This window comes from Sphingobacterium phlebotomi, from assembly GCF_008180195.1.
Classification (GTDB): domain Bacteria; phylum Bacteroidota; class Bacteroidia; order Sphingobacteriales; family Sphingobacteriaceae; genus Sphingobacterium; species Sphingobacterium phlebotomi.
Map to the genome: position 1 here is coordinate 37,901 of NZ_VTAV01000009.1, position 20,887 is coordinate 58,787.

19 protein-coding genes are annotated in these 20,887 nt (G+C 40.7%); 8 read left to right on the top strand and 11 right to left on the bottom strand.

Annotated elements, in window-relative coordinates:
* The first annotated feature begins 5 nt into the window (after positions 1–5).
* Positions 6–767 carry a glycoside hydrolase family 16 protein gene (locus tag FXV77_RS13100; RefSeq protein ID WP_148919688.1) on the top strand — a complete coding sequence of 254 codons (762 nt, stop codon included), beginning with the start codon at positions 6–8 and terminating at the stop codon, positions 765–767.
* An 86-nt stretch (positions 768–853) separates the two neighbouring features.
* Here FXV77_RS13100 and FXV77_RS13105 read toward each other — a convergent pair whose 3' ends face one another.
* A complete protein-coding gene (locus tag FXV77_RS13105; RefSeq protein WP_148919689.1) occupies positions 854–1,567 on the bottom strand; it encodes a class I SAM-dependent methyltransferase in 714 nt (237 codons plus the stop codon).
* An 84-nt stretch (positions 1,568–1,651) separates the two neighbouring features.
* On the opposite strand from FXV77_RS13105, the gene FXV77_RS13110 reads away from it, so the two are divergent.
* From FXV77_RS13110 to FXV77_RS13120, 3 genes are all read left to right on the top strand, one after another.
* Positions 1,652–2,530, top strand: coding sequence for a LysR substrate-binding domain-containing protein (locus FXV77_RS13110; RefSeq protein ID WP_148919690.1), 879 nt, complete (start codon positions 1,652–1,654; stop codon positions 2,528–2,530).
* A 194-nt stretch (positions 2,531–2,724) separates the two neighbouring features.
* Positions 2,725–3,234, top strand: coding sequence for a hypothetical protein (locus FXV77_RS13115; RefSeq protein WP_148919691.1), 510 nt, complete (start codon positions 2,725–2,727; stop codon positions 3,232–3,234).
* A 21-nt stretch (positions 3,235–3,255) separates the two neighbouring features.
* Entirely contained in the window at positions 3,256–4,095 is an 840-nt protein-coding gene (locus FXV77_RS13120) for an MBL fold metallo-hydrolase (protein WP_148919692.1), read from the top strand.
* Between the two features lie 27 nt (positions 4,096–4,122).
* Here the strand turns inward: FXV77_RS13120 and FXV77_RS13125 are convergent, their stop codons facing one another.
* The 9 genes from FXV77_RS13125 to FXV77_RS13165 form a co-directional block, all read right to left on the bottom strand.
* Positions 4,123–4,539 (bottom strand): SH3 domain-containing protein, encoded by a 417-nt coding sequence (locus FXV77_RS13125; protein ID WP_148919693.1) that lies wholly within the window; start codon positions 4,537–4,539, stop codon positions 4,123–4,125.
* 74 nt (positions 4,540–4,613) lie between these two features.
* On the bottom strand, positions 4,614–5,066 hold the full coding sequence (locus FXV77_RS13130) for a hypothetical protein (RefSeq protein ID WP_148919694.1): 453 nt from the start codon (positions 5,064–5,066) through the stop codon (positions 4,614–4,616).
* A 105-nt stretch (positions 5,067–5,171) separates the two neighbouring features.
* Positions 5,172–5,732, bottom strand: a complete 561-nt coding sequence (locus tag FXV77_RS13135; protein WP_148919695.1) for a hypothetical protein — start codon at positions 5,730–5,732, stop codon at positions 5,172–5,174.
* A 70-nt stretch (positions 5,733–5,802) separates the two neighbouring features.
* Positions 5,803–6,687 carry a bifunctional 5,10-methylenetetrahydrofolate dehydrogenase/5,10-methenyltetrahydrofolate cyclohydrolase gene (locus tag FXV77_RS13140; RefSeq protein ID WP_148919696.1) on the bottom strand — a complete coding sequence of 295 codons (885 nt, stop codon included), beginning with the start codon at positions 6,685–6,687 and terminating at the stop codon, positions 5,803–5,805.
* A gap of 84 nt (positions 6,688–6,771) precedes the next feature.
* A complete protein-coding gene (lepA, locus tag FXV77_RS13145; RefSeq protein ID WP_148919697.1) occupies positions 6,772–8,562 on the bottom strand; it encodes a translation elongation factor 4 in 1,791 nt (596 codons plus the stop codon).
* Positions 8,563–8,710: 148 nt separating this feature from the next.
* A complete protein-coding gene (locus FXV77_RS13150; protein WP_148919698.1) occupies positions 8,711–10,048 on the bottom strand; it encodes an ammonium transporter in 1,338 nt (445 codons plus the stop codon).
* 268 nt (positions 10,049–10,316) lie between these two features.
* A complete protein-coding gene (murA, locus tag FXV77_RS13155) occupies positions 10,317–11,627 on the bottom strand; it encodes a UDP-N-acetylglucosamine 1-carboxyvinyltransferase (RefSeq protein ID WP_148919699.1) in 1,311 nt (436 codons plus the stop codon).
* 96 nt (positions 11,628–11,723) lie between these two features.
* Positions 11,724–12,419 carry a DUF4290 domain-containing protein gene (locus tag FXV77_RS13160; RefSeq protein WP_148919700.1) on the bottom strand — a complete coding sequence of 232 codons (696 nt, stop codon included), beginning with the start codon at positions 12,417–12,419 and terminating at the stop codon, positions 11,724–11,726.
* Between the two features lie 58 nt (positions 12,420–12,477).
* Positions 12,478–14,754 carry an ATP-dependent helicase gene (locus FXV77_RS13165; protein WP_148919701.1) on the bottom strand — a complete coding sequence of 759 codons (2,277 nt, stop codon included), beginning with the start codon at positions 14,752–14,754 and terminating at the stop codon, positions 12,478–12,480.
* A 244-nt stretch (positions 14,755–14,998) separates the two neighbouring features.
* Between FXV77_RS13165 and FXV77_RS13170 the strand changes: the two genes are divergently transcribed.
* The 4 genes from FXV77_RS13170 to FXV77_RS13185 all read left to right on the top strand — a co-directional run bounded on the left by FXV77_RS13170 (position 14,999) and on the right by FXV77_RS13185 (position 20,577).
* Positions 14,999–15,277 (top strand): SelT/SelW/SelH family protein, encoded by a 279-nt coding sequence (locus tag FXV77_RS13170; RefSeq protein WP_148919702.1) that lies wholly within the window; start codon positions 14,999–15,001, stop codon positions 15,275–15,277.
* 45 nt (positions 15,278–15,322) lie between these two features.
* Positions 15,323–16,549, top strand: coding sequence for a metallophosphoesterase family protein (locus FXV77_RS13175; protein WP_148919703.1), 1,227 nt, complete (start codon positions 15,323–15,325; stop codon positions 16,547–16,549).
* A 2-nt stretch (positions 16,550–16,551) separates the two neighbouring features.
* On the top strand, positions 16,552–19,581 hold the full coding sequence (locus FXV77_RS13180) for an AAA family ATPase (RefSeq protein ID WP_148919704.1): 3,030 nt from the start codon (positions 16,552–16,554) through the stop codon (positions 19,579–19,581).
* Between the two features lie 297 nt (positions 19,582–19,878).
* A complete protein-coding gene (locus FXV77_RS13185) occupies positions 19,879–20,577 on the top strand; it encodes a 2-C-methyl-D-erythritol 4-phosphate cytidylyltransferase (RefSeq protein ID WP_148919705.1) in 699 nt (232 codons plus the stop codon).
* 85 nt (positions 20,578–20,662) lie between these two features.
* Here the strand turns inward: FXV77_RS13185 and FXV77_RS13190 are convergent, their stop codons facing one another.
* Complete coding sequence (locus FXV77_RS13190) at positions 20,663–20,815, bottom strand: lmo0937 family membrane protein (RefSeq protein ID WP_130140517.1); 153 nt, start codon at positions 20,813–20,815, stop codon at positions 20,663–20,665.
* Positions 20,816–20,887 lie beyond the last annotated feature (72 nt).

A 20,887-nucleotide genomic window follows, 5' to 3' on the forward strand; every position in this document is an offset into this window, starting at 1 on the left:
TTAATATGCAATTCCTTTTAAACAGCTTTAAAATATACCTTAGTGCAACGGTGCTATTATGGTCTTGCTCATCAGAGGCAAATGAACCCGATGAACAAGTGGTGCGAACGGAGCGGATAATCAAGTTCTCGGGTTACGAGTGGATTGTCCGGACATCGAACGATGATAGAGTCGGCCCCGGGCCGAACTACTTTTCAGATTCGGAAGATAATGTATGGGTCGATGAAGATGGCAGACTACACCTAAAGATTATACAGCGAGGAGGTATCTGGTATTGTTCGGGAATAATTCTAAAACACCCCCTGGGTTATGGCCAATATGTTTTTTATCTAGCTAGTGATGTGAGCAAATTAGACCAACATGTCGTGGGAGGTTTGTTTACCTACCTCAATGATGAAGAAGAAATAGATATTGAGTTTTCAAGATGGTCAGATCCGGACAATCAAGATTCCCAATTTGCCGTGCAACCTTCAAATCGTTCCGGCAACAAAGAACGCTATGATTTGAATTTATTAACAGAACGTTCGACCCATTCCTTTAATTGGCAATCGGATAGAATCGATTTTTTCAGCCGTCAAGAACATGGTTTAACCGTTAATGAAGACAACCGTATCCATGAGTGGATTTATCAAGGGAGCAATATCCCACCTAATAGGGGAACCGAACGATTGAGAATCAATCTATGGCTTTTCCGGGGTCAAGTCCCATCGGACGCAAAAGAGCAGGAAATGATTGTGGAGAAAGTCGAGTTTATCCAAGGGGATTAGGCAGAAACGTAAAGTGTTCAGATTATTGGATAAAATACATACAAAATCCCCGTTTGGGGATTTTGTATTTGGGGTCGGTTATTTTATTACACAGACTTAAATGCTACAAAAGACGCAAAACATAGATGCTTATGTAACACATCCACCTTTTTAAATCCAACTTTTTCCAAAAGCTGTAATTGATACATTAAACTACGTGGTGAGTCTTCTTTCTCAATATAATCTAAAACGTGGTCCCGGTATGCTTTATCTTTCAGACTTACAAGATACTTTCCATATAAATCATGATAGATATATCGCTGTAACCTACTATCTGCTTGATGCACCAAATCAAATATCCAAATGCTTCCATTATCGTTTAGCAAATCAAATAATTTCTTAAACGCAAACTCCCAATCGTTATCATCTCTAAGATGATGTAACACTGCTGTAGCTATGATGACGTCGAATTTTTCCGTACCAAAATCAACCGTCCTAAAATCGCCTTTTCGTGTATGCACTTTACCCATAGTAACTGCTCCTACCCTCTCCAATGCCCTATCTAACATCGGCTGACTTAAATCTAGCAATGTAATATCAATGTCGGTTACTTTTTGTGATAGTTTTACCATATAATTTCCCGCACCACACCCTATATCCAACACGGCATTAAGCTGGGGATAACACCGTTCAATAGATGCCGTTATGAGTTCCATATTGAACGCTGCGTCGAGGGTCGTTTGCTGTCCCGTTTCCAATTGAGAGAACCGCTCCACATCCTTATCGAACCGTTCTTCGATTTCTTGAATTGTTGATTTCATCCTTCTAATTATTTTTTACAAAGCTACATGCGCTATCGATACTTTAAAAATATTATATTTATCATATATTAATACTTTAAAAGTATGGAACTTCGTCATTTACGTTATTTTCTCACGCTTGCCGAAGAGCTTCACTTTGGCAATGCAGCAAAACGCCTTTTTATCTCTCAGCCGCCATTGAGCAGACAGATTAAAGAATTAGAGGAAGAATTGGGGGCGATATTGTTTTTCCGCGATAATAAACGTGTCGAGCTTACCGAAGCGGGCAAATTTTTCCGCAAAGAAACCGAGATGCTTATGAAGAAATTAGCATCTGTACAACAACAGACCTATCAAATTCATCATTCTCTAGCCGGTGAAATTAAGATTGGTTATATCAGTTCTGTAGATAAATCAAAACTAGGTCTGTTAATTCAAAAATTGCAAAAGCTCTATCCTTACGTACAAACCAAACTCTTCGAATTATCTACTATTCGACAAATAGAAGCATTAGATAATGGGAAAATGGATATTGGTATTATACGCAGCCCTAGTTCATCTCCTCATCTCGCTACCGAGCAGCTGTATAAAGACGGATTTTGTTTAGCTGTTCCAAACGCTTTCGATCTCCCCGCTACCTTCTCTACCTTAGCGAAAGAACCTTTCATCTCCTACCACGCCAAATATGCTCCGGTTTACCACAATGAGATGCTCGCTTATTGTGCCCAAATGGGTTTTATGCCGACACTACATCACGAATGCAATAACATTTCCTCTATTCTCGAATTGGTGCATCTAAATGCCGGAATCACTGTCGTACCACAATCTGTACAATATCAATATAGCCATCTCGCTATTCGCTTTATTAATGTGGATAAGATAGCTATCAAAACAGACATTCTTCTGGCATATGCAAAGGAAAATGAACATCCGGTTCTTCCCATTATGCGACAATTTATACTGGACTTATTTAAGAAGAGTTGAACTCGTTCATCTAAGAAAACTTGACTATTCTTCAGAAAGGTGGCAACCAGAGATCTAAAACAGAAATCCGAAACATCAAAGCAGCGTACCTTGTTGCGTAATCTAAACACTACATCGCCTAAAATATAAAGAGTCAAACTATAGAGAAACAGATTGGATTTCTTATTTTTATAATGTAACAAAAAAAGAAAAAAATGATTGACAAACTTCAACAAATAATCCAACAGGTGACAACTCAAGAGATTGACAATAATAACGATATTGCTAATAATCTAGCGGGTAATGTAGCTAAGGAAACGGGTTCGTCTTTGATTGACGGCTTAAAATCAGCCGTTTCTGGCGGCAATTTAAGCGATTTGACTAATATGCTTAGTCATACAGATACCAATGCCTTGACTTCTAATCCGGTAGTGAAAAATATAATTTCTTCACTCGCCTCTAAATTGGGCGTAAATGTAGGATTGGACAGCAGTACAGCAAGTAGTTTTGCAAGCGCGATTATTCCGCAGATCATCAGTATGATCGCCAGCAAAGTAAAAAGCGGCGATTTCAATATCAGCGACATAATGAATTCCTTTAACGGTGGCGGAGCGGGCGCTGTCTTAGATCAAAACGGTGATGGTAAAATCGGAATCGATGATGCAATAAGCGCTGTTACAAAAGGAAAATTAGGGGATACATTAGGTGGGCTCTTTAAAAAGTAAATAAGACAAAATTAAACCTGCATGAAACTATACACCATTGACACCGGATTCTTTAAGCTAGACGGTGGCGCGATGTTTGGTGTTGTACCAAAATCATTATGGCAGCGCACCAATCCAGCTGATGAACGCAATCTATGTACTTGGACGAATAGATTACTGCTTATTGAAGATGGCAAACAATTAATTTTAGTCGATACCGCCATAGGTGATAAACAAGACGAAAAATTTTTCAGCCATTATTTTTTGCACGGCGATGCCACCTTGGATAATTCGCTGGCTAAATATGGCTTTCATCGCGATGACATTACGGATATCATCCTTACCCATCTCCATTTCGACCATTGTGGTGGTGCTATAAAACGAGAAGGCGAACGTCTTCTTCCGGCGTTCAAAAATGCACGTTTCTGGAGCAATGAAAAACATTGGACGTGGGCAGTACACCCGAATCCCAGAGAAAAAGCGTCATTCCTTAGGGAGAATATCCTTCCAATACAAGAGAGCGGTCAGTTGCATTTTATAAAAGAGGGAGAATCTTTTTCGCCGAACATTGACATTCGCTACGCACATGGACATACCGAATCCATGATGCTTCCCCAAATCCGCTATCGTGGAAAAACAATCCTCTACATGGCGGACTTACTGCCTTCTGTTGGACATATTCCACTTCCCTATGTGATGAGCTATGACGTCAGACCCCTGACCACTATGGAAGAGCGACAAGATTATTGGCAAGAAATCGTTGATAACGAATACATATTATTTCTGGAGCACGACCCTGTAAATGCGTGCTGCACCTTGCAACAAACAGAAAAGGGTGTTCGATTGAAGGATACATTCCGATTAGAGGATGTGTTTGGCTAAGTTTGCTTAACGTTAAGGTATTTCAAGTTATACAAGTTCTATATTCTGCGCATAACAATATCCTTCGATATTGTCCGTGCGAATAAGCCACCAATAGACGTTGGCACGACTCATGACGGTAACGACTTCTCCTTTGGTTACATTGCCTATAGTAGGTAGTTCTACCCCGGGACCTTTGTGAACATTTAAGGTCGGCTCGTCTACAATTAACCGTGCTTTACAGCCCTTTACCATAGACAAAACATCTATGTCTAATAAAACTTCCCCTGAAATAAAATTAGGATCAATTTGGCTATAGATGTCCCAAAGCTTATTTTTCACTTCTGCATTGGGCGCTACACCTCGAATAATTAAAACGCCATTTTGTTCCATAAACTGCAAATCGTCGGTTATTATATCCTCCGCTGCATCTAAAAGCATTTTATATTTATCGAATAGTGCCATGGTCTGGAATACTTACTTAACAATGAAACAATAAATCCTATAGGATTGTTTGGAATATTGTCGATTATACATCTTTAATAAACAGCTGTTATAAGCTGTTTAACACCGTTAAAGAAAATATGGTCACCTACCTCGGATCCCAGTAGCAATTTACCTATAGGTGAAGAGGGAGAAATCACCATAAAGTTCATCCCATCGACTTGCTGTTGTCCTAGACTTATAGCCATAAAATAGGTTAGCTTCTCCGTCACGACTATAGTACCCATTTCTGCTTTTTCTTTGATTCCCGTCTCTATTTTTTGGAGTAATAGCCAATCTTTTTTTGCCTGCGCTAACTGCGTATGATAACGGTTCAGATCCTGCTGTATCATTTCACGCGATGTTTCATATTTGTCGCCGGCACTACTTTTGGTTTCACTTTCTATTGCCTCCTGTGCCTGTTGGATGGCAAAAGTAACTTCAGCGATTCGTCCTTCAATCTGTTGAAGACAGCGGCTTAACAATTGGTTTTTAATATTAATATCCATCTCCTATATGAAAACTAAAAAAACCTCCCAATTATTCAGGAGGTTTAAAGTTAAATTCCGGCGGTTAGACCTGCTCTTTCAGACGAGCTAGGAATACCGTATTTTCTACCGATTTTTTAAATCTTTTACTTTCTTTTCCGCATCATCGGCGATTTTGTTTGCTTTCTCTCCGGTTTTTTCTACTGCGTTATCAATTGCTTTTCCGGTAGCATCCGCTGCATTTTTTGTAGCGTCAATCGTTTTATCATATGCTCTATCTAGTGCATTTCCTGTAGATTTAGCTGCGTCTTTAGTTGCATCTACGGCTTTGTTTGTGCCTTCTTCTATTTTAACACCCGCTTCACGCGCGGTCGCTTTTGTTTTGTCCCAAAGGGTGTTCGCTTCATCCAACGCTTTGCGGGCATCCTCTTCAGCTTGCTTATCTCCTTTCCGGATAGCTTCATCCAAATCAGCTTTTGCTTTATTCACTTTCTCTTCTGCTTTCGTTAGCTCTTCCTTCAAAGTAGCATGAGCGTGATCCTTATGTTCATCTAGCGTTTCCAGTGTTTGGTCCAATTTTTCACCTGCTGTCATCTCACTGTCTGTATCGCTGTTTTTGGGATTGTTATTACACGATGTAGCAACGATAGTACCCGCAATTGCTGCTATTAACATTAATTTCTTCATGTCTTTTTCCTTTTAAATCTAACTGTTAATTAAGGTGTATACACAATTACTATACCAAAAATCAATCGTATTATTTAGAATAGACCGTACCTTTTGCAGCCTCCAGCGTATTTTTCAGCAAGCCCACAATCGTCATCAGTCCTACTCCACCAGGCACAGGCGTTATCCAAGACGCTACCTTTGACACCTCATCAAAATCAACATCTCCATAAAGTTTAAAACCAGATTTCGTTTCCGTAGACTCCTCCCGGTTAATACCTACATCGATTACAATGGCTCCTTCTTTCACCATATCTGCCGTAACAAACTGCTTACGACCAATAGCTGCTACGACAATATCCCCCGCAAGTACCTCTTCTTTTAAGTTTGCTGTACGGCTGTGGGTTAAAGTGACCGTACAATTTCCTGGATTACTGTTACGAGCCAATAAGATGCTCATCGGTGCCCCAACGATATTACTACGCCCCACTATTACTGCTTTCTTACCTGCTGTATCAATGCCGTAATATTCCAGCATTAGCATAATACCATAAGGTGTCGCTGGGATAAAACAAGGTAGATTGCGTTGCATCCTTCCTAAATTAATCGGATGGAAACCATCTACATCTTTACGATAATCGATAGTTTCTGTAATCTTTTCCGGGTCAATATGTTTTGGCAGGGGCAACTGTACAATCAGGCCATCGATTTCCGGATCTTGATTAATTTCCTTGATTTTTGAGATCAGCTCATCCTCCGTAATATCCACATCATAGCGAATATTTGTTGATTCAAAACCAACTAATTCGCAATTGCGCATCTTACTAGCTACATACGTTTCACTTCCTCCATCATTTCCGACCAAAATAGCCACCAAATGTGGTTTACGTCCCGATTGTGCTGTAAATGCTGCAGCTTCCTTTTTTATATCTTCTTTAATCTTTGCTGATACCAGCTTTCCGTCCAGTAAATTCATTTATATTTCGTATTATGTCAATATAGATATTCGATTATCTTCAGGGAGCCCGCCTATGTGTGGGATTAATTACATCACTACTTCTTAATCCAATTTCAAAACTGCCATGAATGCTGATTGCGGAATCTCCACGTTTCCTACTTGGCGCATTCTCTTCTTCCCTTTTTTCTGTTTTTCCAACAACTTACGTTTTCGGGAAATATCCCCTCCATAACATTTTGCTGTTACATCTTTACGTAAAGCTGAAATAGTTTCACGCGCAATAATTTTTGCGCCGATAGAGGCTTGTATACGAATTTCAAATTGTTGACGCGGCAGAAGCTCTTTTAGTTTCTCACAAATTTTCTTTCCAAAATCATAAGCATTGCTTCGATGGATAAGAGAAGACAAAGCATCTACAGGTTCATCGTTCAACCGAATATCCAATTTTACCAAATCCGACTGTCGATATCCTATTTGGTGATAATCAAATGATGCATAACCTTTAGAAATCGTCTTTAATTTGTCATAAAAATCAAAAACAATTTCGCCCATAGGCATCTCAAACGTAAGTTCCACACGGTCGGAGGTTAAGTAAGATTGATTAATAATCGTTCCCCTTTTTTGAATACACAACGACATTACCGGACCTACAAAGTCTGCCTTAGTGATAACATTTGCCTTGATATAAGGTTCTTCGATAAAATCTAACTTGCTTGGATCGGGCAAATCAGATGGATTATGTACAATAACTTCTTCTTTATCTTTTGTAAGAAATGCCCGGTACGATACGTTAGGAACGGTAGTAATCACCGTCATATTAAACTCTCGCTCCAAACGCTCTTGGATGATCTCCATATGAAGCATTCCCAAAAACCCACATCGGAAACCAAATCCCAATGCCGCCGAAGATTCGGGTTCAAAAACCAACGAAGCATCGTTCAGTTGCAAACGATGCATGGATTCACGGAGTTCTTCATAATCTTCGGTATCGACCGGATAGATCCCTGCGAATACCATCGGCTTAACTTCCTCGAATCCTTGGATTGCCGCTGCACAGGGCCGTTCACGATGGGTTATGGTATCCCCCACCTTCACTTCACGCGCTTCCTTTATACCCGAAATAATATAACCTACATCACCTGTTTTTATAACACTTTTAGCAACCTGGTTAAGTTTAAGTGTGCCGATTTCATCAGCAAAATATTCTTTTCCAGTGGCCACAAATTTTACTTTATCCCCTTTTCTGATCTCCCCATTTTCTACCTTAAAGTAGGCCATGATTCCTCTAAACGAGTTAAAGACAGAGTCAAAAATCAAGGCTTGTAAAGGTGCATTCGGATCACCAACCGGTGGTGGAACACGCTCCACAATAGCGCTAAGAATATCTGGAACACCCATTCCGGTTTTACCCGAAGCTGGTATAATTTCTTCGCGCTTACCGCCGATCAAATCGATAATTTGATCTTTCACCTCCTCCGGCATAGCACCGGGCAAGTCCATTTTATTTAATATCGGAATAATTTCCAGATCGTGCTCCAAAGCGAGATAGAGATTGGATATGGTTTGTGCCTGAATACCCTGCGAAGCATCCACAATTAACAATGCCCCCTCACATGCCGCGATAGAACGCGAGACCTCATAGGAGAAATCGACGTGTCCGGGAGTATCAATCAAGTTCAAAATATATTGCTCGCCATCTTGCGTGTATTCCATTTGAATAGCGTGCGATTTTATCGTTATCCCACGTTCACGCTCTAAATCCATATTGTCCAACAGTTGCGCTTGAGCCTCCCGTTGTGTAATGGTGTTCGTAAACTCCAACAGGCGATCGGCCAATGTGCTCTTCCCGTGGTCGATATGGGCGATAATACAAAAATTACGTATATGCTTCATACAGGTCCTTATCCAATATTCTAATTGGCAAATATAGATTTTTTAAAGGAGATATTGGTGTTAAAAAAGGGAAGACACAACAAAAAAGACCGATTTTCATCGGCCTTCTCCATTGTTTAGTTAGTAAATGAGTAGTTTTTAATTTCCATTAATTATTCGCATCATACGAAAGTCTTTCGCCGTGTTGGGATAAATCCAGCCCTTCTTCCTCCTCTTGCTCGCTGACACGCAAAGGCGTTATCACATCTGTTACTTTTAGAAGAATGAATGCCATCAAAAGAATAAATACGATAGAACCTACAAGACCGATAAGGTGTGCGGTAAACAGTCCTGTTTCGCCATAATATAAACCATTCGTTTCCACTGCTCCATTGATAGCGGAGTGTGCGAATACACCTGTTAATATCATACCGACCATTCCACCCACACCGTGGCTGGGAAACACATCCAGCGTATCATCGATATTCGATTTGGTGCGCCAGTCGATCAACAATCGGCTTATAATAGCTGCTACTGCACCGATAACGATAGAATGTGGAATACTCACAAAGCCCGCAGCAGGTGTAATAGCGACCAAGCCGACAACCACACCGATGCAGGTTCCCATAGCAGATGGTTTAATGCCACGCGCAGCATCGAAGAGAATATACATAATGGCTGCCGCCGCAGATGCTGCCGTGGTGGTCGCCATAGCTGTCGCAGCCAATGCATCTGCCGCAAAAGCTGATCCCGCGTTGAAACCAAACCAGCCAAACCATAGTAAACCTGTCCCGAGGAGCACATACGTTATCCTCGCCGGTGTATGCTCTTTTGCCGTTTTACCTTGTTTTAAGTATATCGCGGAAGCTAGTGCGGTTAAACCGGCAGACATGTGCACTACTGTTCCGCCAGCAAAATCTAAAACACCCAATTGGAGTAAAACACCATCCGGATGCCAAGTGGCGTGTGCTAATGGCGCATAAATAAAAATAAAGAATAGACAAATGAAAAGAATATAAGATGTAAAACGAATACGCTCCGCAAAAGCTCCTGTAATAAGCGCCGGCGTTATAATAGCAAATTTAAGCTGAAACATAGCAAACAGCACGAAGGGAATGTTAGGCGCGCCACCCCAGGGTTCCCGGTCCAATACACCGTTGAACATAAAAAACGTCGTTGGATTTCCTATGATTCCGCCAATCGATTCTCCGAATACCAGGCTGAATCCGAACGCAAACCACATAACGGCTACGACCGCCATACAGATAAAACTTTGTAACATGGTGGAAATAACATTTCTCTTCTTGACCATTCCGCCATAAAAATAGGCCAAGCCAGGAGTCATGATTAAAACAAGCGCTGTTGAAGTCAGCATCCACGCTACATCTGCGGAACTATACTCATATTCAGCCGATCCTGTAGGCAAAGCAGGGTTAAAAAATGCAATAACCACCAAAACAACCATCAACAAAAATGGTAAAAAAGATTTTTTTTGATAAATAGACATATGTTTACAATTTTTATGACGCAATAATATGCAAAATATTCAAAAAATAAACTTTTTATTTATAAAATTTTTAATTTTTTAATGCATTGGATCAAATTAAAACAAAAAACAACATCAAAAACCAACACACAACATGAAAAACTTATAAAAATAAACACAATTTGCACTAAAAATAAAAAAATAGGTAAAACAACCGATTACCGTCAATTAAAAAAGGGCAAACTTGAATGTTTGCCCTTGCCATATTGTTTTGATCACCCTACGCTTTTTACACTTCGATTCTACGAATATCGGCTCCCAAAGCTCGCAATCTTTCCTCAATATCTTGATATCCGCGCTCAATTTGGTCTATATTATATATAATAGATTTTCCTTGTGCCGATAGAGCCGCAATCAACAGGGAAACTCCTGCCCGGATGTCCGGTGAGGTCATTTCAATACCCCTTAATTTTACTTGCTTATTCAGTCCGATGACAGTTGCACGATGTGGATCACAAAGAATAATCTGTGCCCCCATATCGATTAGCTTATCGACGAAAAACAAGCGGCTTTCGAACATCTTTTGATGAATCAATACATTTCCTTTTGCTTGGATAGCGGTCACTAAAACAATACTCAATAAATCAGGTGTGAAACCCGGCCATGGTGCATCAGCGACTGTCAATATAGATCCATCAATAAAGGTTTCAATTTCATAAGAGTCTTGTGCCGGAATAAAAATATCATCACCCCGCAGCTCAAACTGTATCCCCAGTTTCGCAAATACGATCGGGATAATTCCTAATTCTGAAAAACAAACATCTTTAATGGTGATTTCCGATCCAGTCATTGCCGCCATGCCGATAAAAGATCCAATTTCAATCATATCCGGCAACATACGATGGTTTGTCCCTTGCAATCGATCGACACCTTCTATCGTCAGCAAGTTTGATCCAATACCGGATATTTTAGCCCCCATACGGTTTAACATCTTACACAACTGCTGTAAATAAGGTTCACAAGCAGCATTGTAAATGGTCGTTATCCCTTTAGCCAATACGGCTGCCATCACAATGTTTGCCGTACCAGTTACCGATGCCTCGTCCATTAAGATATATGCGCCTTTTAATTCCGACGCATCCACGTTAAAGAAATTTTTTTCGGCGTCATAAACGAATTTCGCACCTAATTTCTCAAATCCCAGAAAATGCGTATCCAATCGGCGTCGACCTATCTTATCTCCGCCGGGTTTTGGAATCGCCGCTTTCCCAAAACGAGCCAACAAAGGCCCAACAATCATAATCGAACCCCGCAATCCCCCTCCTTTGTGCTTAAACTCTTCCGACTGAAAATAATCTATGTTAATGTTTTTCGCTTCAAAAGAATAAGTATCTTTATTAATCCGTTCGACGGAAACCCCCAACGCCGCTAAGAGGTCAATCAATTTATTCACATCTTTGATATCCGGAATATTGCTTACAACGATTTTCTCCTCTGTAAGCAACACCGCAGATAGAATCTGTAATGCTTCGTTTTTTGCTCCCTGCGGAATAATTTCTCCTTTTAATTTCTTTCCGCCGATTATTTCAAATGCGCTCATACTTACTATAGTATTATCTAATATTAAAAAACAGAGAGCAACTGAATAACGATTTTCGCTACACAATTGCCCTCTTATTTAAACAGTCAAAACAGCTTACCTTCTGTACGAAACTTTTTTAGGTCCACTTTTCTTCTTCACCATATTCTTTTTACCGTTGCTTTTTTGATGATTACTTTTTTGGTTATTGTTATTGCTAACGGTAGAACCACTTTTTGTACGACTACCTGGAGGCGGTGTTTTAAAATCGAGTTTTGTCAAGACCGTATCGGCAGGCAATGTCAATTGTCCGTTGGAAAGTTCTGCCAGATTTTGGATAATATGCTCATCTTGCACGGAATCCTTATTCCACGTCATATAAGCCATTTTCATAAAATTGGCTATAGCTACTGCCATACGCTGCGTATTCTCAGGAGTAGACTGCGACAAGGCCTTTTCAATCATACGTTCGACGGTATGACCATAGTGTTTGTAACGAATCGCATGTTGTGGATAATCCAATAAATCGGGCTTCTTATGGATGGCATCACGCGCCGGAACCGGATATGGAGAATCTACATCAATCTTAAAATCAGAGATGATCTGCAAATGATCCCATAGCTTGTGTTTAAAATCCGAAACATCCCTTAGATGAGGGTTTAATACGCCCATCATGTCGATAACGACCTGCGCATATCGGTTTCTCTCCTCTTTCGTGGGAAGCGTGCATATATAGTCCACCATATTTTGCACATTTCTTCCATATTCTGCCAAAATTAATTTTGGCCGGGTACTATTGTAGTCGAAATCCATAAAGTGTAGTTTTACGCTTAGAAAACGTTATATAAGCGTAGTTTATTGTTTTATATTATTATTGTACTATTCTAAGTTTTGCAAATTTAAGCAACAATTGTTTCTGTCCCAACTCTTTAAAGAAAATAGTTGCTTTTATATCCGGCCGGTTACCTTCGAGATTCACTACTTTTCCAAATCCGAAGCGTTCATGCTCTACTTCCATTCCCACTTGCAGCGTTGATGTATCCGAAGGTGCAAAGCCCGGAGTAGGCACGTGGGCCTTAGGTAATATCGAGGTCGTTTTGACTACTTTTGGCTTTGGCTTCGAAAATGATTCCGTATCTTTTTGTTTCCAGGCCATACGCTCCGATTGAAAATTACCTCCTGCTTCCATAACCGTACTACGCGGTTTGAAATCAAGTTCCAGACAGGCGGGATTGAGTTCATCCAAGAAACGACTGGGCTCACAGTTGTTGAGTGTTCCCCAGCGATACCGGGATGTAGCATAAGACAAATGGAGCTTTTTCTCCGCACGCGTCACCGCTACATAGAAAAGTCGTCTTTCTTCCTCCAGTTCTGACCGGGAATTGAGAGAGAGCTGCGAAGGGAACAAGTTTTCTTCCAACCCCACAATAAACACCACGGGAAACTCCAATCCCTTTGATGCATGTATCGTCATCATAGACACCGTGTCTGCATTGGGATCTTTATCGTTATCATCATTAGTCAACAAGGCAATATCCTGCATGAACACATCCAAGCCTTTCTCCTCAATGTCTTCCCGTTCTGAAAACTCCTTGATACCGTTCAACAATTCTTGGATATTTTCATAACGGCTAAGCCCTTCCACCGATTTATCCTCATATAGATCCTTTAATATACCGGAATGTTGTGCGATATGCATCGCGGTATCAAACGCCGAGTTGGTTTTTGCCATCGCTTGGAAACTTTGAATCATCAATCCAAAATTACTTACCGCATTGGCACTTCGTCCATCGAGAAACGTCTGCGCGTTAACTACCACATCCCACAATCGGTACTGTTGCTGATCGGCAGCTACCAAAATTTTCTCCAACGTAGTATCCCCTATCCCTCTACGCGGATAGTTGATGACCCGCTTCAAAGCTTCTTCGTCGTTAGGATTGAACGTCAAACGAAAATACGCAATCAAATCTTTGATTTCCTTACGTTGATAGAAAGACGTACCACCGTACAATTTATAAGGAACATTAATTTTTCGTAACGCCTCCTCCATCGCACGGGATTGCGCATTTGTACGGTATAAAATCGCAAAATCTTTATATCGCAAATTTTTTAATGCACGTTCTTGTGTAATAGCTTCCGCTACGATTTTCCCCTCCTCATTATCGGAAAACGCACGAGCTACTTTTATTTTTTCCCCATCCTCATTTTCTGAAAAAACATTTTTCTCCAACTGATTCTGGTTCTTCTCAATCACGCTGTTTGCCGCGTTGACAATCATTTTTGTAGAGCGGTAGTTCTGTTCAAGTTTAAAAACCTGAACGTCTGGATAATCTTTTTGGAAATTTAGGATATTTTGAATATTCGCCCCGCGAAACGCATAAATACTCTGCGCATCATCCCCTACCACACAGATATTTTCATTAACCGCTGCGAGTCTTTTTACGATAAGATATTGAGAAAAATTTGTATCCTGGTACTCATCCACCATCAGATATTTAAATTGATGTTGGTATTTGTGCAGCACTTCCGGGTATTTATTCAACAATACATTTGTCTTAAACAGAAGATCATCGAAATCCATGGCTCCCGCTCGATAACAACGTTGTGCATAAGTCAGATAAATTTGTCCCATTTGTGGACGTCCATTCGCTATATCTTCGGCCATTATAGCCTCGTTCTTATTATATTCTTGCGGGGATATCAGATTGTTTTTAGCCGAGGATATACGTCCATATACATGGTTGGCATTGTACAGCTTATCATCAAGGTTCATTTCTTTGAGAATGGCACGAATCAAACTTTTTGTGTCGTCCGTATCGTATATCGTAAAATTTCTGGGATACCCGATAAGTTCTGCCTCCACACGAAGAATACGGGCAAATACAGAGTGAAAAGTTCCCATCCATATATTCTTCGCTTCCTGCCCTACAACGCTCATGATACGTTCCCGCATCTCTTTTGCAGCTTTGTTGGTAAAAGTAAGCACCAAGATATTAAAGGGATCCACACCTTTCCGAATCAAATGTGCTACACGATAGGTAATGACCCGCGTCTTTCCCGAACCTGCACCGGCAACGATCATCACCGGTCCTTCCGTCTGCTCCACAGCTGCCCGTTGCGAATGGTTTAATCCTGCTAAATAATCCAAATTTTCTCCTAATTTTTTATGACAAGCATTAACAAAAAGTAGCGGTAAAATTAAGAAAAATAATCGACTAAAAATAAAGGTTTCTATCCGGGCGAATAGAAACCTTTGTAAAACCAATTATAACTTACCGCCATGCTCTAGCGGCCTGAATTATGAATTACTAATATAAAAACAACTTTGCATGTATGCAAGAGATTTTATATATTTTTAAAAAAAATCGAATGGACACATAATATTTTATGATATGAAACCCACTATCACCATTTTATATTGCCCCAAATGTGGATGGATGCTCCGGTCTGCTTACATGGCACAAGAACTATTAATAACGTTCGTAGATGACATTTATGGTATCACTTTGGTGCCAAGTGAAATCAGTGGCCGTTTCTCGGTAGCCATTGGCGAAGAGGTTATTTTTGACAGAAAAATAGCCGGACGGTTTCCTGAAATTAAAGAATTAAAGCAGTTAGTGCGCGACGTTGTTAATCCAGATAAAGATTTAGGGCATTCAGATAAGAAATAAAGAGATGGCATAGTTTTTCGGCAACTAATTAAAAAAAACACACAAATGAAGATATTACATACTAGCGACTGGCATTTAGGTAAACGGTTGGACTATTTCTCGAGATTGGACGAGCAGCGCGCGGTATTAACGGAGATATGTGAAATAGCAGATACAGAAAATGTAGACGCCGTTATCGTGGCGGGAGATCTTTTCGATACATTCAACCCACCCGTTGAAGCCGTAGAGCTACTTTACAAAACCTTGAGGCGGCTTAGTCATGAAGGACGACGCCCTGTCATCGCTATTGCAGGAAACCATGACAGTGCCGACCGTATCGATGCACCTGATATACTCGCCCGTGAATGTGGAATTATTTTTATCGGTTACCCACAGGCAACTATTCGCCCCTTTCACATGAAAAACGGGTTCTCTATTAACACCGCAACAGCAGGATTTCTGGAAATATCCTTACCGCAACATAACTATCCGCTACGTGTCATCCATACCCCATTTGCGAATGAGCTTCGATTAAAACAGTTCTTAGGGTTGGACAATAAAGCGCAACAGCTCAACGAAATTTTAAGAAAACATTGGCTTGCCATCGGGAATATACATTGTGACAATCGAGGCGTAAACCTATTGACGACCCATTTGTATATGTTACAACGCGGCGGAGAAATACTAGAAGAGCCCGAGGGAGAAAAGCCTATTAAAGTCGGGCATGCGGACCTTGTATATTCCGATGCTATCCCACCGCAAATTCAATACACCGCATTGGGACACTTACATCGGTTTCAGAATATCGGGGACCAGCAACGCCCGGTAGTTTATCCAAGTAGCCCACTTGCCTACTCCTTTTCAGAAGCCGAACAGCAAAAGGGCCTTGTCATTGTAGAGGTCTTTCCAGAACAAGCTGCACAACATCGTTTTATCTCTCTATCTTCTGGAAGGAAACTACACCGCAAACGCTTTGAAGATATTGATGCCGCCGTAGCGTGGTTAAATGAAAATCCCAATACATTAGTAGAACTGACACTCGTGAGTCATACTTTTCTTAGCTCCGCCGACATGAAGCGCGTACATGAAGCACACGATGGCATCATTCATATCATCCCTATTGTCCAGCAAATAGCATCTGACCCCACGCATATACGCGCTATCAATCTCGATCAGGATATGGATGTACTTTTTAAAGATTACTTTCAGTATAGACTCGCACAAGAACCCAATCCGGAATTGATGGATTTATTGAATGAGGTTATCAATTGTGAAACGGAAACGGAGGACTAAGCATGCTACCCATTTATTTAAGTATAGAAGGATTATATTCTTATCAAGATAAACAAGAAATTGATTTCGCCCACTTGACAGAAGCCGGACTATTTGGCATTTTTGGGAAAGTAGGCTCCGGTAAATCGAGTATACTCGAAGCCATTAGCTTTGCTTTATATGGAGAAACGGAAAGACTCAACAAACAGGAGAAAAGGGCTTATAATATGCTCAATCTCCGCTCGGATGTCGCCAATATCGTGTTCGAATTCCTAAATTACGAAGGACGAAAATTCCGATTTACCGCGCAGTGGAAACGACGAAAAAAATTTGAGGACACCACATCATTGGAACGCTATGCCTACGAATGGAAAGAAGGTGCGTGGGTGCCTTTGGATTCGAACGATGGAGCAATCGTAACGCAACTTACCTACCCGAACTTCCGGCGCACCATCATTATCCCGCAAGGACAATTTAAAGAATTTCTAGAATTGCGGGGTAAAGACAGGTCCGAGATGATGAAAGAGATCTTTAACCTCTACCGTTTTGATTTAGGCCCCAAAGTAGCGATACTGCAACGACAAAACAACAGTAAACTGGAACAACTAAACGGAGCGCTCTCTGGCTTTGATACTGTCAGTGTGGAAATACTGAACAATAAGCAACAGGAACTCGAAACTGCTCAACAACATCTGAAATTTGTCAAAGAGGAGACCACATCCCTGGAAAAAGAGGTCAGCCGACTTCTGGAGAGCAAAAAGACACGAGAGGAATTAGCCCACAAAAAGGAAGAAGTACAGCAATATCTTCTGGAGCAGCCACGAATTTCCCGCTTGGAAAAAGAATTGCAGACGTATGAGGTCACCCAACGAGCCTTCAGGGAAATCCTAAATACCACGCATAACTTAAACAAAGAGAAAGAACAACTCACGTATAAAATTGAACAGCTTACGACCCGTAAGAGTGAAATTTTAAGCCGCTTGGAAAAAGAGGAGGCCGAATGGGAAAAGATAGCACCCGACTATCAGCGGTTGGATGTATTTAAAGCGGAGTGCGAAGATTTGAAGCTGCTCATCAGTATCTTTCAAAATCAGGAACAGCAGAAAACACTCAACAAACGTATAAAAGATGGACAACCCCATCTCCTACAAGCCCAAGAAGAGGAAAAAGAGCTTTTGACAGCGATAGAAAATGAGGAAAAGCGGTTGGAGGAACATAAAAGCACACGTGTAGATACTTCCATATTGCTTGCGTTAGAAGCCTGGTACCAAACCGATGACAATATCAGCAACGGTATCGCAGAAGTAAAAGCACAAACCCAACAGCTTCAGCATGAAATAGCACAAACAGCAAAAATTTTTGAAGAACAGTCGACAGCAATTGACGATTGGGAATCCGTCTTACTTCAGCAGGAAACAAATTTAAACGTGGAATTTTCATCCTTACAACAGGAGGAAACCCAATTGAAAGTACAGGCAAAACTATCAGCATTTGCCGATAATCTGACTGATGGTCAACCCTGTCCCTTATGCGGCGCGTTAGATCACCCCTATCCTATGGTGGGCCACAATATGGCTACCAAACTACAGGAAGTCCTTGATAAACAAGCGGAAATAAAACAGCGTCTGCAACAACTAAAGTCAAGTCATCATATATTAACAGCGGCATCCATCCGCTGGAGAGATAAGCATACACAATTAGCGCAGCTAGAGTCTACTATCCAACAGATGGAGGAAAAACTTAAAATCCACCATAAACAATTCCGGTGGGAAGCGTTTCTACCGACCGACAAAACGGCTTTTCTCGCTTATAAAGATAAAAATCATCTTGCAGAGATAAACATCAAATCGGGCGAAGCCACATTGAAAAACCTCCGCCTGCAGTGGCAAACCTGTCAATCGAAAACAGAAAAATACAAAAATTCTCTTGTAGAATTTGAACAAAGCGTTACCGTACTCGATCAGCTTAACCAACAAAACAGACTGCAACTCAAACGGTTAAAGACAGCTGATTTTGAGCAACATAACGAAACAGCACTTCTAAAGAAGAAACAGGAAACCGAAAATAAGGTTAAATCACTGGACGAAACCCATAAACGACTTTCCGAATCTATTCAAATCTTGAGAACGGATTTTGCACACATCAACGGAGAACGTACAGCAGCAAAAGAACAATTTCAACAACTCTATCAACAGCTTAGCGGCAAACAGTCCGAAATCTCCGCCCTGCTGAAAGAATATGATTACAGTGATATTATGCAGGTACAGCATATTCTGCAAAAGAATATTGATGTGGAGCGTAACCGCAAGATTATACAGGAATTCAATTTGAATTTACAGATCCTTTTACGCAACATCGCGGATTTGGAAAAACGTATAAACAACGATGCTTACGAGGAATCTACCTATCAAGAAAAGACCGCCCTTTACACGTTAAAACGTGAAGAGTTGGAATTACAGATTCGGGTCACGGGAGCAGTAGAAAAAGAATATGCTCGCCTACGTGTGGAATTTGAGAAAAAAGAGAAAATACTGGAAGAATACGAGAAACTGACACTCCGAAAAAGTAACTTGACCACTTTGGAAAATCTGTTCCGTGGTTCTGGTTTTGTCAACTATGTATCCAGTATACATTTGCAACGCTTGTGTGAAATTGCCAATCAGCGTTTCCACCGCTTAACAAAAAATAACTTGAGCCTCACCATTAACGAAAGTAATGAATTTGAGGTCGTGGATTTCTTGAACAATGGGTTTAAGCGTTCCGTAAAAACGCTTTCGGGAGGACAAGCATTTCAAGCTTCGCTCTGTCTAGCCCTTGCATTGGCAGAAAACATCCAATCTATGAACAAAGCAGACAGGAATTTCTTCTTCATCGATGAAGGTTTCGGCACCCAGGACCCCGAAAGTATGAATACCGTATTTGAGACATTACAATATCTCAATAAGGACAATCGTATCGTTGGTATTATCTCGCACGTAGAGGAACTGAAAGAAAGGATTCCGCGAGCTATTACGGTGGTAAACGATACAGAAAAGGGAAGTCAGTTGCATTAATTTCCCTTTTTTGTCCGCAAAAAAGGGAGAAAAAACTCGTCGCTTCGAATGTTTTACATTTGGGGTAGTACTATGGATGAATTTGTACAGTTGTAAAACATTCGGATGCGACATTGAAAGTTAAGGAAGGAACAATGCAATTGCACAATCCTCCATTCACATTGAAGGTCGCCTCCGGATATTTGAGGTCTGCAGAAACTCATCCTTTGCACGATCCATTTCTCTCAAATATCCGCAGCGACGAGGTTTTTGGTTCTTTTTCACGGGGAAAAAGAAGAAACAATTTAATTAAAAAAAATGAAAAAAAGATACGCCATTATTGTTGCCGGTGGTTCGGGAAGCCGAATGAAAAGTGATTTACCAAAGCAGTTTCTGCTCCTTGATGGAAAGCCGATAGCGATGCACACGCTGGAAAGGTTTTTCCATACAAAGAGTAAACCTCAATTGATATTGGTATTGCATCCAGCGATGTTTTCCATTTGGGATGAGTTGTGCGAAAAATATGATTTTCAGATACCCCATACCGTCGTTACCGGAGGAGAAACACGCTTTCAAAGTGTACAAAGTGGTGTACGTTATATTGCGGAACAGCAACAGCAGTCCTTGGATAATATCCTCATTGCCATTCATGATGCGGCCCGTCCGGTTATCGCGCCGGGAGTGATAGACATCTGTTATGAACAAACCGTTCTACATCCTGCTACCGTGCTGGCGGTACCTAGTACAAATTCGATCCGACAAGGAAATGAAGTAGAAAATAAGGCTTTGGATAGAGAGACGGTATGGATCGTACAAACACCCCAAACGTTTCAAGGGCACATCCTGTATCAGGCATTCCAACAAGACGAATTACCTTCTTTTACGGATGATGCTTCCGTCGTAGAAAAATTGGGCTATAGCATACATCTTATACCCAGCAATCATCGAAATATCAAGATTACCTTTCCCGAAGACATTTCTATAGCCCAATTTTTTCTGAAATCGTTAGTTTCATAAGGCCATCAAGAACCTTCATGACGCTTTCATACCTCCTAGAGTTATGTGTTCGGCCATGAAGGTTTTATTTAATATTAGTAACTAGTTAGGCTGCTCCTCGTATAACACGTAAGAGAATAGCAATAATAGCGATCACCAGGAGGATATGGATAATACCTCCTGAAGCATATCCGCCAAAAAAGCTAACGGCCCAAATAATGACTAAAATAACGGCGATTAAATAAAGAATATTTCCCATGACGTATAGAATTTAAATTAACACTATTTTCTTTTCTATAATAGAACAGGGAATGATCAGAAAAGTTTTGGA